Raw genomic sequence first — 13,367 nt, forward strand, 5'->3', positions numbered from 1 at the left:
ATTATCCTAACAGGTTTTTAAAACCTATTAGGTATCTTTTTTTTTTTAACTTTATTTTTATTCTTAGAATTCATATAAATACCTAACAGGTTTTAAAAACCTGTTAGGATACGTAATCCTATGTGAATTTTATTTCACCACCTCAACCCAGAATCCTTTTGTTCTGGCAAGGAATGTATTATCATACATGGCTTCACATTGTAATCCAGGTAAGTAATAATTCCCTAAGTAAGATGCATTCAGCAAAATGCGGAATACTTTTGTTTCTCTGGATTTCATTCCAAAATAGAAATTAGTTCTGTCGTCACGAATATCTATATAATCGGCAATATTATTTGTTGCATCACCATAATCAGTAAAACGAGTATTTACAATTTCGAATCCTGAAGGCAGAATTTGGGTTAAAGCTACATTTTCAATGCTTTCATTTCTTTGGTTTTTAACCGTTACCTCAGCAATAAATTCGGTTCCCTGATTAATTTTAGAAACGTTGATTACACTGCCTTTTCTATTTTTGAAAACAATAGCAGCAGCAACATCACTCTGAACTACATTTTCTTGTCCAATTGGCAATATTCCCGTGTTTAAAACACGAACATAAATCGTATTGTTTTTATTGTTTTTGAGTGTAATGCTATTAGATCCTGTTTGAACTACTAAACTTCTGTCGGCAATTGTTTTTTGTGTATTTATAGTTTCGCTTTTACCGCTTTTGCTAAACTGAATATTGATTCCTTTAGGACCATTACTTGCTGCAAATTTCGACATCGCATACAAACAATAAGCTGTTGTTTGCGTGCTCATCCATTGATTATTAGACATTTCTTTGGCTAATTTTGAGGCCATAGTAAATGCTTTTTGTTTTTGGTCTAAAAGCAACATCGTTTCTAAAGCCATTGCTCTGTTTCTTTCGCTTGAACCGTAATAGTAATAATTGTAATCACTTGATTCATTATCAACACTTGTACGCAATAACAGATTTTGTCCCGCCGCCTTTTGACCGGCTAAAACATAAGTTGCAGCCAAACGAAGCTTACTTTCGTTCGAAATACCTTTTGTTTCACGCAATCTGTTCATTGATGATAAATCGGCATTTCCGGCTAAGGCTAATGTATATAACCTGTAAGCCTGCGCCATATCATTACCATACTTTGGTTCAAAACGCCATTGTTTCGCCTCTTTTTGTTGATACGAAATCCATTTTGATTTAAAGTTTATTGGTAAAACATATCCCTTTTTCTCTGCTTCTATCAGGAAATGTCCGGCGTATGAAGTTCCCCAATCGTCTGCAATTGTATTGCCCTGCCAGTAAAGCAATCCTCCGTTTGATAACTGAAAACTTCCCAATCTGGCAATTCCTGCAGTAATATTCTTTTGGATTAGTCCTTTTCTGGTTGCGTCTAAATCGACTACATCATTTAAAAACAATTGTGGAAAAACAGACGAGGTTGTTTGCTCTACACATCCATGCGGATACTGAATAAGAAATTGCAATCTCCCGTTCAGATTAATAGTTGGCATTGATGAAACTTCTAGTCTCGCTTTATTACTTCCGGATACACCAAAGGTTTGCCATGCAATAGTTTTTGTACTGTTTGGCGGCAAAATCACATCAGTATAAGTGCTTGTAACCGGATTAGGATTTGTCATATCAATCTCGACATCATAAACTGATTTTTCGCTTCCTGAAGTCGCAATAACCTGAACTTTCGCAATTCCTGTTGCAGCCCCCACCACTAAGTTAAAATATGCCATTTTTTCGTCAGGTTGTGCAAAAGTCAATCTTTGAACTGCACTTCCCATTACTTTTAGTCCGGCACTTGTTTTTATCTGAATGGAAACATTTTTAATTTTACTTTCGGTTGCAAAAACTGTAACAGGAATTGTTACTTTCTCCGATGGTGAAATTTTTCTTGGCAATGAAGCCAATACCATTAAAGGACTGCGAACAGGAGTTGCTTTCTCTACACTTCCATAAGCACTTGTATTTGCATCACCGGCAACCACCATTGTTCGAACAGAGCCAATATATTTAGGTAATTTCAGTTCATGTGATTTGGTTTGCCCTTTTTCTAATTTAAATGGACCATAATACAATACAACAGGTTTGAACCGGTTGGCTTTTTTGGCTTTTCCTCCGCCTAAATCCTGATCTCCACCAATACTGAAAATCTGATTTATTTTTCCGCCATATGCTCCAATAACATCATCATAAATATCCCAGGTTTTCACGCCTAAAGCTTCACGAACATAAAAACTATCCCATGCATTTGGCGTTTTAAAACGAGTTAAATCCAGTAAACCTTCATCTACAACAGCAATAGTATAAGTCATTTCTTTGTCTGTTTTCTCTCCCACTTTTACTGTAAACGTCTGCTCTGGTTTTAATACATCCGGCATTGAAAGTGTTGGAGCCAAAATGGTATTTTTGTCGACAACTTCTATTGGAACAATTCCGTACATACGAATAGGCGAATCGTTTTTGGTCGAAGCATGCGGTTGTAAAAGTGTAATATTAAAATACACATTTGGAGCCATTGCCGCCGTAATTGGAATCTCGACTTTGGTTTCTCCTTGTTTTGTTTTTGCCCAAAGTGTATGCACTACTCTTGATCCGTTTTCGATCGAAATTAAAGCACGTCCGCCTTCGCTTGAAGGAAAAGAGATTTGGGCTTTTTCGCCCACTGCATAATTCTTTTTATCTGTTGAGAATACCAACATATTTGCTGTTGAAGCATCTCTGTTACGTGTTTTTCCGGACCAAATTGGCCAGTCAATATTTACTGTCAATGCAGTTGCATGTCCGTTGTCCTGATCTGAAACCCGAATCATATAACGTCCCCATTCTTCATCTGTCAAAGTAAATTGAAAACTTCCTTTTCCGTTAGAATCTGTATCAATTATGGTCGTTTTATAAGCTGTTGTTGAGTTCGATGAGTTATAATTAGATAAATTATCGCTTGAAGAATCCCACCACCATCTCCAGTCTACCTTATAAATTCTGACTTCAAGATTTCGAACTGCTTTTGGCCTTCCGTTTTCATCAACAGTAACCACCTCAAAGCGATTATTTGCTCTTGTTTCAAGCATATTGTATTTGTTAAGCTCAGGTGCTTTTACTCCTACATATGTTTTATAGGGAGAATAAGTAGTCGAGATAACATCTGTACTAAAATCTCCTCCTTCTTCATATACTTTTGTAATGAATGACGCACGAAGCATTCCCGGCGCCTGACCTTGCAATTTAGGCTCTATATTTACTGTAGCTTTTCCGTTTTCGTTTAATTTTCCTGAAAAAACATTGATTTCCTCTGTACTAAATTTGCGTACCAAATCATCAAAAGTAAATTTATCATATCCTTTAAACGTTGTCGTTTGCTGCGAAAATTTAGCCTGCATTTCTACATTCAGATTTTTCGCAATTGCACCATGAAGCCACGTAACTTCAAGATTACTAGTATTTGGATAAGAGGACGAAAGTGTTTTTCTTGAAAAATTATTCTTTATTTTTAATCGGTTTGGTTTAATTGTCTCAATTTTAATGCTTTTATAGAACTTAGCACCACCAACGCTTATCATCGCTTCCCAATTTCCTGTTGGCGCTTCTGCACTGGTAGGAACTACAAATGAATAATGGTTTAATTCATTTGTTTTCTGAATTGTCTGATAGGTAGTTTTTCCGTTTGGATCATTCAGTCTAAACTTTATTGGATGTGATTTTGGCAGTTTATTCGACTCATCATTTAAGATAAACGATAAATATAAATTATCTCCCGGACGCCAAACGCCACGCTCTCCATAAATGTATCCTTTTAGCCCTTTTTGCAAAGTTTCTCCAGCAACATCAAAATTACTTACAGACAAAGAAAGTCCGTCGTCCAGTTTGACATAGGTCGATTGATCGCCTAAAGTAACGATGGCAAAATAAGCGAATTTATCTAATTGAAATGAAGCAATCCCTTCACTGCTTGTTGCAGCAGTAGCTATTTTTTGCTGCTGATAGGTATACAAATCAACTCTTGCATTTGATACTGGCTCTGTTGTTACTATATTATTTACGGCAAATAAGTATGATTTATTTTCTCCTCTTTTGGCAATAACCCCCAAATCAGTTGCTAAAATATTAGTTCCTATTTTGGCGTTGTAATAATACGAGCCTGTACAAGGATCTTCACTTTCTCTCCAGTCATAACTCTCATAATCATAGTCATAATCATCGTAGGAGTTGCCACTGTAGTTTACATCATTTTCATCAACTTCATCTTCGTCTTCATCATTTTGGTCTGGCTCAGAGGTTTCACATTTATATAGAGAATATTTCTTTTTATAAACAAATTCTACTCTATAAATTGCTCCCGGTTCCGGTGTAATTATTTTAGATAAATCTAAGGCAAACGTATTCCATCTACTTGGGTTTATTAATCCGTTTTCATTTAATTTTAGTGTTGTTTTTGCAATTGGCTGCGCTACTTTTTTAAGATTCTGACTTCCGTTTAATTGGTTATACTGAAGAAATTGAAGAATATTGTTTTTATAAATCTTATATACTTTTACATCAACTGCACTTAAATTTACAGCTTCAAAATTTAACTTTAAATTATTTGAACTTGGCAGAATTGTTCCGTTTTTAATAAAACGAACACTTGGTTTTATTTGTCCAAAAGTTATTTTCTCGGTATAATTCGAGTCCATTTTTTTACCATACTGGCTTTCGATTCCCTCAAAAACTTCTAATAATAATTCTCCTGTTATAACCGTTTCGGGCTGCTCATCAGGAACAACCTCCACAACTTCAGAAACAGTGTCTACTGCAACTGCTGCAGAATCGACCGCTACTGAGGCAGAATCGACAGTAACATATGCCGGCTCTTGTACCGCAACCGGAGTGGGAACTTCTTTTTTGGCTGCAGCTTCATTACTAAAATAAACTTTCAGCACGTTTCCTTGTGTCGAAAATTTTAAATTATTAGTGTTCTGAATTGAGACCAATCCTTTAAAATCCTGTCCTTTTTCTAATGGTTCCGAAAAATTGATTAAAAGGGATTGATTGCTTCCTTCCGGAATATCAACTTTTACGATTTTAAATTCATTTATACTTGTAATCGCGTAATCTAATTGTCCTTTCTTGTCAATATCAAAATCACTTCCGTCATATTTAATCTCAAGATTTGTAGCCTCATCATAACGCTGAATACTATCAATTACAAAATGGAATTCTTTAGCAGAACCTGATTTTTTTTCAAATTTAATCTTTAGATTATTTCCTTTTTGATTGGCCGAAACTAGCTTTACAGCAGTTTCAAGATCAATATTATCTGCTGTTTTTAAGACACAGTTTAAATACTGATATTGTTTGCTATACGACTGAAGATCTGCCGTATTTATCGTAAAATCCTGTTTGATTGTTTTTACCGTGAAGTTGAATTTCGAAAGTGCCGCCTCTTTTTCTTTCGGAATTGCGGTTAGTTTATCTAAGTTTAAAGTAACCTGATATTCTGTTCCGGGTTTTAATTTTTTTTCAGGAATAAAGGCAAGTGTGTTGGTGGAAAGTGCTACTACTTTTCCGTCGACACTTGGTGAAATATCTAACAAATCACTGTCTAAAACCTGATTGACTTTCCAGTCTTTTTTATCAAAGGCTAAAACTACCCGAATATCAGATTCCGACGAGACGATTCCTCCCGTAAAACTGACGATATACTCTTTAAATAGTGAAAAATCGGAATTAAAATCAGCAGCTGATTTTCTACCGCAAGATTGAAAAATAAAGAACACACAAAACACGAGAACTAATCCTTTTGCTTTCACTTTTATTTAGAATTATAAGGTTACAAATTTAAAATTGACAGAACATTTTAAATTTTTCGAATCAAATGCATAACTGCTGTACTGTCAATTATATTGTAGTAAATATAGATTATTTTTCTAAATAATTTAAGAGGAAAATTCTCCGAAGATAATTATTTAAATTCTTAAAGAGAAAATAAGGAGTTTATTAGATTTCATAATGTTATTTTCGTCTTTCTAAAAAGAAACGTTTCATTAAATCAGCAGCTTCATTCGCCATAATTCCAGCAACTACGGTAGTTTTAGGATGTAGTTTAGTACCCATGGTTATAAAACCACGTTGTTCGTCCCGGGCTCCAAAAACAATTTTCGAAATCTGACTCCAGTACAAAGCACCGGCACACATTTGACAAGGTTCGAGCGTAACGTAAAGTGTACAATCTTTAAGATATTTCCCGCCTAGAAAATTAGCTGCTGCTGTTATGGATTGCATTTCAGCATGCGCCGTAACATCATTGAGTAATTCAGTTAAATTATGACTGCTTGCAATTACTCTGTCTGCCACAACAATAATGGCTCCAACAGGAATTTCGCCTTTCTCAAAAGCTACCTCAGCTTCCTGCAAAGCCTTTTTCATAAAATATTCGTCGGTGAAGGGATTTATCATAGTTGCAAAAATAGGGATTTTTGAAATAAAACATCAACTACAACTTTGGGGCAATTTAAAAAAGCAATTGCCTCAAAAAAATGATTTATTTCATACTTATTTTTTATTATATTTAAATGCTGATATTCAAATATGGAAAGAAATTTTAAAATATCGATTCCCGAACCTTGTCAAGAAGACTGGAATAAAATGGAGCCAAAAGATAATGGTCGTTTTTGTTTAAGTTGTTCTAAAACTGTTGTGGACTTTACTTCAATATTGCCAAATGAAATTCAGCATTTTTTTATTCAAAATCAAAATAAGAAAATCTGCGGAAGATTTAAAAATGAACAATTAGAAACTATAATTATTCAAATACCAAGTCAGGTTTTATATACACAAACGAAGTATCATAAAATATTTTTACTGGCTTTATTTATTGCTATGGGAACTACTTTATTTAGCTGTGCGGATAAAGATGGGAACAAAAATAAGATTGATAAAATCGAAATTATTGACAATACCAAGCAAAATCAGGATGAAAGCGAGGCTCATTCTTCATGTTATGGACATGAGATCGAATCTAAAAAAGAAAAAACAAAAAAAAATAGAAGTGGGATTACAATAGGCGTTTTGCTTCCTGCTAATGCTATTGAAACAGGAAGTTTTAAGTATAATATTATATACAATTCAACTGATTTAGATGTTTTACCAGTTCCAGAAAATGGAATGAAAAAATTCTATGATTTTTTTAGCAAAAATTATATTGCTCCAAACAAACCAGAAAAATTTCAGGAAAAATTAAATATCTTATTTGTAGTCGAAGAAGATGGCAGTTTGAGTAATTTTAATATCCCCAAAAATACCCCAATAAAAATAGGAGAAGAAGCTATTAGAGTTTTGAGAAAAGCTCCAAACTGGATTCCCGGAAAACTAAAAAATAAAGTCGTTCGATCAACTTATGTTTTACCGATTACAGTTAAAAATTAAAATAGTACTAATTGAACCCTACGTACAAATTAAATTTAAAACCGTAAATTTGCTTTTTACCTTACAATGAAAAGCAATTTACTTTCAGACATACACAATCCCGCTGATTTACGCTTACTTTCTGAAGCGCAACTTCCTGAGGTAGCTCAGGAATTACGTGATTTTATTATCGATGTCGTTTCTGTAAAAGAAGGACATTTAGGCTCCAGTTTAGGTGTAATCGAATTGACAATCGCGTTGCATTATGTTTTTAACACTCCTGAAGATTTATTGGTTTGGGATGTTGGACATCAGGCGTACGGACATAAAATTTTGACTGAAAGAAGAGAAATTTTTCATACCAACAGACAAATTGATGGTATTTCTGGTTTTCCTAAAAGAAGCGAAAGTATTTACGATACTTTTGGCGTTGGGCATTCTTCTACTTCTATTTCGGCAGCACTGGGAATGGCAATTGCATCTCAATTAAAAGGTGATTTCGACAAGCAGCATATTGCAGTTATTGGCGATGCTTCTATTGCATCAGGAATGGCATTTGAAGGTTTGAATCATGCCGGTGTTACTGATGCTAACTTATTGGTGATCTTAAATGATAATGCTATTGGAATTGACCCAAGTGTTGGTGCACTTAAAAAATATCTTACTGCTGTAAAACAAGGAAAAAACCCGAGACAGAATAACATGATTAAGTCTCTGAATTTTGACTATTCAGGACCTATTGACGGTCATGATCTTCCAACTTTAATCAAAGAATTAAACCGTTTAAAAAAGATAAAAGGCCCTAAATTTCTTCATATTGTAACCACAAAAGGAAAAGGCCTTCAACAAGCTGAAGAAAATCAGGTAAAATACCATGCTCCAGGAAAATTCGATGCTTCGACCGGGGAAATTCATTTAAAATCTGAGGCCAATCTTCCTCCTAAATATCAGGATGTTTTTGGTTTGACTATTTTAGATCTGGCCAGAAAGAACAAAAAAATTATAGGAATTACTCCGGCTATGCCATCTGGTAGTTCTCTAAAGTTTATGATGGACGAAATTCCGGAACGTGCTTTTGATGTTGGGATTGCAGAGCAACACGCTGTAACGCTTGCTGCCGGAATGGCGACGCAAGGTATGATTGTGTATTGTACTATTTATTCGACTTTCCTGCAACGCGCCTACGATCAGGTGATTCATGATGTGGCACTACAAAATTTGCCGGTTATTTTTTGTTTAGACAGAGCTGGTTTGGTTGGTGAAGATGGCGCAACACACCACGGTGTTTTTGATATTGCTTATTTACGAGCGATTCCCAATATGATTATCTACGCACCAATTAACGAAATTGCGTTACAAAACATTTTATACACCGCTCAATTGGGCTTAAATCATCCCATCGCAATTCGATATCCAAGAGGTCGGGGAGTTTTACCAAATTGGGAAGTAGAAAATTTCGGACATTATCAAAAAATTATTATAGGACAGGCTAGCCAACTAAAATCCGGAACTAAAACGGCTGTTTTATCTACTGGAACCATTGGAAATAACGTGACTTTAGCACTTAGCGAATGTAACAATTCTGAAACAATTGCGCACTATGACTTTCCATTCATAAAACCCATAGATACCAACGTATTAACAACTATTTTTTCTAGTTTTGAGAACATAATTACGATCGAAGACGGCACAGTAAATGGTGGGTTTGGAAGTGCGATTCTGGAGTTTGCAGCCTCGCATAATTTTAAGAATAAAGTGACCATTTTGGGCATTCCTGATACGTTTATTGAACATGGTACTGTAAACCAATTACAACAATTATGCAAAATAGACGTTAAAAGTTTGATAAATCTTTTTTCTAACGGCACAAAATAATTATTTTGCACTACCAAAAAAAACTGAAATCATAATGAAATTATTGCGTTCTACCCTTTTGCTTTTATTGCTTTTGTGTACCTCACATAACTTTGCTCAAATCATACAAACGACTTTAGCTCCTAATGAAACACCTCCACCGCCTTCTAATTGGACTAAAAAAAATCAATTGGGATTTGACATTTCAGAAATTGCCTTTGTGAATTGGAGTGCAGGGGGAACAAGTTCGATTTCCGGTTTATTCAAAGGTGAATTTAACAGAACTTATGTAATAGGAAATCACAAATGGGTGAATGAACTTATTGTGAAATATGGTTTGAATAAACAGGACGGTACTGAACTTAGAAAAACAGATGACGCTCTTATGCTGAATTCTACTTATGGATTCAGAAAAGACACAGCTTCAAATTGGTATTATTCGGCTAAATTCAACTTCAATACGCAATTTACAAATGGGTACAACTACCCTAACAGAGACATTGCGATTTCGAAACCTTTTGCACCAGCGTATGTATTTTTAGGAGCAGGGGCAGAAAACTCAAATAAAAAGAAGAACAGAGTATTTTATTTCTCTCCTATTACTTTAAAGACTACTTTGGTATTAGATCAGGACTTAGCTAATCAGGGATCTTTTGGTGTTAAAAAAGCCATTTACGCTCCTGATCCGATGGATCCTAACAGCCAGATTTTAATTGAAAACGGACAGAAAATAAAAGCTGAATTTGGTATTTTATTGACCGGATATATGAAAAATGAAATTTATAAAAACATTTTTTATGAGAACAGACTGAGTTTATACACTGATTATCTTAACAAATTCGGGAATGTCGATATTGATTATGATACTCGTTTAGATCTTGTAGTTAATGCCTATGTAAAAGCAAACATTGGTATTCATTTGGTTTATGATGACGATATCAAAACTAAAAAAGATGTTATTGATCCAACAACGGGATCTACTTCTCAGGTAAATAACGGACCAAGAGCACAGCTAAGACAAGTTCTCGGTGTTGGTCTTGTATATGCTTTTCAATAATAAAAATAGCACTCTATACTAAACAAAAAAATAACACATAGAAACATCGTTTTTATGTGTTATTTTTTTTAGATCAAACAAAGTCGTTTTAATTCTTTTTTCGTCCGTTTATTGTTTCGAATAATTCTAGTGCATTTCCATCTGTTAGTAATGAAACATAATGGCAGATATGCAATAAACGTTCGTATAAATTATCTTTGTCTAACTGATGTTTTTCCGGCAACATTTTCAAAATCAGTTTATCGTAATTTGAAGCTGTTCCTTCGTATTTATTATTAAAAGCAGTTATAAATTTATCCAATAAAGTCTGGATGATTTGATAACCCACAATTTCTTTCTCGATAACCTCGCGGCTTTGATAGATTTTATCTACGCTTAAATTGATAATATCATTCATCTGAGCTTTGTATTTACTTTTATCTGTTAAGGCAAAAGGGAATTTTCCGGCAAGAATGGCTTCTTCGTTCTCAATAAATACATTTACAGCATCATTGATCAGAGTTCCTATTGCCAGAGCACGCAAATAACTGATTCTGTCTTCTTTTGTTGTTAAAGTTTTGTATTTCGCAACACCAATATTGTCTTTTACTAATTTGATTAAATATTCTAAAGCATAATCTTCAGATACCAAGCCTAGATTTATTCCGTCTTCAAAGTCGATAATTGTGTAGCAAATATCATCTGCAGCTTCTACTAAATAAGCTAAAGGATGTCTTTCAAAACCAATATCCTCTCCTGATTTATTGGTGATCATTCCCATATCTTTGGCTACTTCGCCAAAAAATGCCTTATCAGTCTGAAAGAAACCGTATTTTTTATCTGCAATTGCATTTGTTGGCTTTTTAGGCAAACTCTCTTTAGGATATTTCATAAAAGCACCTAAAGTGGCGTATGAAATTCGAAGCCCTCCTTCGATTCCTGGACGACTTGCTGTAAGAACCGAAAAACCGTTTGCGTTTCCTTCAAAATCAATTAAATCCTGCCATTCTTTGGCCGTTAACTGATCCTTGTATTTTAGTCCGTTTCCTATTGAGAAATATTCTCCAATTGCCTTTTCGCCAGAATGTCCAAAAGGCGGATTTCCAATATCGTGTGCCAAAGAAGCCGCAGCAACAATGGCCCCAAAATCATTCATATGATAACCGTGAACTTCTTTTAGATGCGGATATTTTTCTATTATTTTTTTTCCAACCAAACGTCCTAACGAACGTCCAACAACCGAAACTTCTAAACTATGGGTAAGTCTTGTATGTACAAAATCTGTTTTAGAAAGCGGAATAACCTGTGTTTTATCCTGTAGTGATCGAAATGCTGCCGAAAAGATAATTCTGTCATAATCTACCTCAAAACCCAGTCGGGTATCATCTTGTTCGACACGTAATCTCTTGCTCGTATCGCCTTGGCGTTTGAGTGATAAAAGTTGTTCCCAGTTCATTGTAATTTTAGATTGTAGATTAACTATTTTAGATTGATGATCTAAAACGTCAAAAATACATTTTATTTTAGGATTTTATCCAAACAAAATAGACTATCCCTGCATAATTAAAAGATAAATTTTTGAACATTCCTATTATTATTTTAAAACACAATGCTTTATTTGAGGATTACATTTTTAAAATATTTACCAAAAATAGTAAATGCTTCTGTTTTACTTTCTGCTGTTGGCGGTGCAGTATCTTTTAGTAAATACGGCATATTTAGTAATTCCCATTTTTGTGATCCTAATTGATGAAAAGGAATAATTTCAACACGTTCAACAGTTTTATAATGGATAAAATGTTGTCCCCATTCTTCCAGATATTCAGGTTGATCTGTCCAGCCGGGAACTAAAACATATCTTAACCACATTGGTTTTCCGGTAGATTCTCTATAGGCAGCAACTTCTAAGGTATTTTTATTGGTTAAACCGGTTAATTTGTGATGTATCTCGTCATTAATATGCTTTACATCCAACAATAAAAGATCTGTATTATCAAAAAGTTCCTGTGCCTGATGATTATTTAGTCTTCCGTTGGTGTCCAGACATGTATTAATGCCTTGTTCCTGCAGTAATTTAAAAAAATGAAGTAGTTTGTTTCTTTGAAGCAAAGGTTCTCCGCCGGAAACTGTAACTCCTCCGGTTTTACCAAAATAACTTTTCTGAAGAACAGCTCTTTTTACCAATTCTTCTATTTCGACCAAAGAACCTCCTTTGACATCTAGTTTATCTGGATTCTGACAATACAAACACCTAAACTGACATCCTTGTACAAATACTACCATCCTGATTCCTGGCCCGTCATGAGTACCAAATGTTTCAAGAGAATGTATTCTTAAATGATCGGGATCATCAATATTCAATTTTGCGGCTTCAATATCTTGTAATTGAAAATACATAGTTTCTTAAATGAAATTTAAATAATAATAACACGCTTGGTATAATTGTTTTTAACACATAGAAACATAGCTTTTTGTTTGCTTAAAAAAGGCGTTTCACTTATTTGAAACACACATAAGCTATCTATGTAAAAGAAATGAGGTAATTAACGCATGATACTAAGAAAGGAAATGTAGAAAACTTTAAAGGACATCCATTAATATAGAAACGTATCAAAATCAAATAATAAACAAAAGGCGACTTAAAGAAGATGTCAAGCAATATTTGAAAGTTGGAGACACCGTAAAATATCACTATTTAGTAGCCAATGTACCTTATGCTAAACGTAATTTTAAAATTGAAAATACAGATGCCGATAACACAAAAGTTAAACGAACATTAAAAAAAACATCTCAGATAGGTATCGATGTAAAAGAAGTATTAATCAAAAGTGGAATTAACACGATATAAGCAGTTGTTAATTATGAATTTAATGACAAAGAAAAAACCTCTATTACTTATACAGAAATTTTTGAGGTTAATGTGAATTAAACAAGAATCAAATTAAAGCGCTTTTCATAAGAGCCATAAAATCGGATAGGAGCCTAGGGATTAATTCCCTAGGCGACCTTCCACACCACCCGGCATACGGATCCGTACCAAGGCGGTTCTTAATTTACGATACATTTTAAGATAGA

Annotated in this window: 8 protein-coding genes; 4 read left to right on the forward strand and 4 right to left on the reverse strand. The window is 34.3% G+C overall.

Annotated features, from left to right (window positions below; all coding sequences use genetic code 11):
- Nucleotides 1-129 precede the first annotated feature (129 nt).
- On the reverse strand, nt 130-5,808 hold the full coding sequence (locus tag NJT12_RS21395) for an alpha-2-macroglobulin family protein (protein WP_271338135.1): 5,679 nt from the start codon (nt 5,806-5,808) through the stop codon (nt 130-132).
- 202 nt (nt 5,809-6,010) lie between these two features.
- A complete protein-coding gene (locus NJT12_RS21400; RefSeq protein ID WP_271338136.1) occupies nt 6,011-6,454 on the reverse strand; it encodes a nucleoside deaminase in 444 nt (147 codons plus the stop codon).
- Between the two features lie 132 nt (nt 6,455-6,586).
- Between NJT12_RS21400 and NJT12_RS21405 the strand changes: the two genes are divergently transcribed.
- From NJT12_RS21405 to NJT12_RS21415, 3 genes are all read left to right on the forward strand, one after another.
- Nucleotides 6,587-7,423: an energy transducer TonB gene (locus NJT12_RS21405; protein WP_271338137.1), complete on the forward strand. Its 837-nt coding sequence runs from the start codon at nt 6,587-6,589 to the stop codon at nt 7,421-7,423.
- Between the two features lie 66 nt (nt 7,424-7,489).
- On the forward strand, nt 7,490-9,277 hold the full coding sequence (locus tag NJT12_RS21410) for a 1-deoxy-D-xylulose-5-phosphate synthase (RefSeq protein ID WP_271338138.1): 1,788 nt from the start codon (nt 7,490-7,492) through the stop codon (nt 9,275-9,277).
- Nucleotides 9,278-9,311: 34 nt separating this feature from the next.
- Nucleotides 9,312-10,313, forward strand: coding sequence for a DUF3078 domain-containing protein (locus NJT12_RS21415; protein ID WP_271338140.1), 1,002 nt, complete (start codon nt 9,312-9,314; stop codon nt 10,311-10,313).
- Nucleotides 10,314-10,401: 88 nt separating this feature from the next.
- On the opposite strand, the gene NJT12_RS21420 is transcribed toward NJT12_RS21415, so the two are convergent.
- Nucleotides 10,402-11,748: a deoxyguanosinetriphosphate triphosphohydrolase gene (locus NJT12_RS21420; RefSeq protein WP_271338142.1), complete on the reverse strand. Its 1,347-nt coding sequence runs from the start codon at nt 11,746-11,748 to the stop codon at nt 10,402-10,404.
- Between the two features lie 158 nt (nt 11,749-11,906).
- Nucleotides 11,907-12,689, reverse strand: coding sequence for a pyruvate formate-lyase-activating protein (pflA, locus tag NJT12_RS21425; RefSeq protein ID WP_271338144.1), 783 nt, complete (start codon nt 12,687-12,689; stop codon nt 11,907-11,909).
- Between the two features lie 265 nt (nt 12,690-12,954).
- Here pflA and NJT12_RS21430 point away from each other — a divergent pair, with 265 nt between their 5' ends.
- Nucleotides 12,955-13,140 (forward strand): hypothetical protein, encoded by a 186-nt coding sequence (locus NJT12_RS21430; protein WP_271338146.1) that lies wholly within the window; start codon nt 12,955-12,957, stop codon nt 13,138-13,140.
- Nucleotides 13,141-13,367: the final 227 nt, after the last annotated feature.

Origin of the sequence: Flavobacterium azizsancarii (assembly GCF_027980145.1) — a bacterium.
Classification (GTDB): domain Bacteria; phylum Bacteroidota; class Bacteroidia; order Flavobacteriales; family Flavobacteriaceae; genus Flavobacterium; species Flavobacterium azizsancarii.

Excerpts from the sequence above, each read along its gene's own strand:
- pflA (WP_271338144.1), bottom strand. The coding sequence starts at position 12,689 with ATGTATTTTCAATTACAAGATATTGAAGCCGCAAAATTGAATATTGAT.
- NJT12_RS21415 (WP_271338140.1), top strand. The coding sequence starts at position 9,312 with ATGAAATTATTGCGTTCTACCCTTTTGCTTTTATTGCTTTTGTGTACC.
- NJT12_RS21400 (WP_271338136.1), bottom strand. The coding sequence starts at position 6,454 with ATGATAAATCCCTTCACCGACGAATATTTTATGAAAAAGGCTTTGCAG.
- NJT12_RS21410 (WP_271338138.1), top strand. The coding sequence starts at position 7,490 with ATGAAAAGCAATTTACTTTCAGACATACACAATCCCGCTGATTTACGC.
- NJT12_RS21405 (WP_271338137.1), top strand. The coding sequence starts at position 6,587 with ATGGAAAGAAATTTTAAAATATCGATTCCCGAACCTTGTCAAGAAGAC.
- NJT12_RS21420 (WP_271338142.1), bottom strand. The coding sequence starts at position 11,748 with ATGAACTGGGAACAACTTTTATCACTCAAACGCCAAGGCGATACGAGC.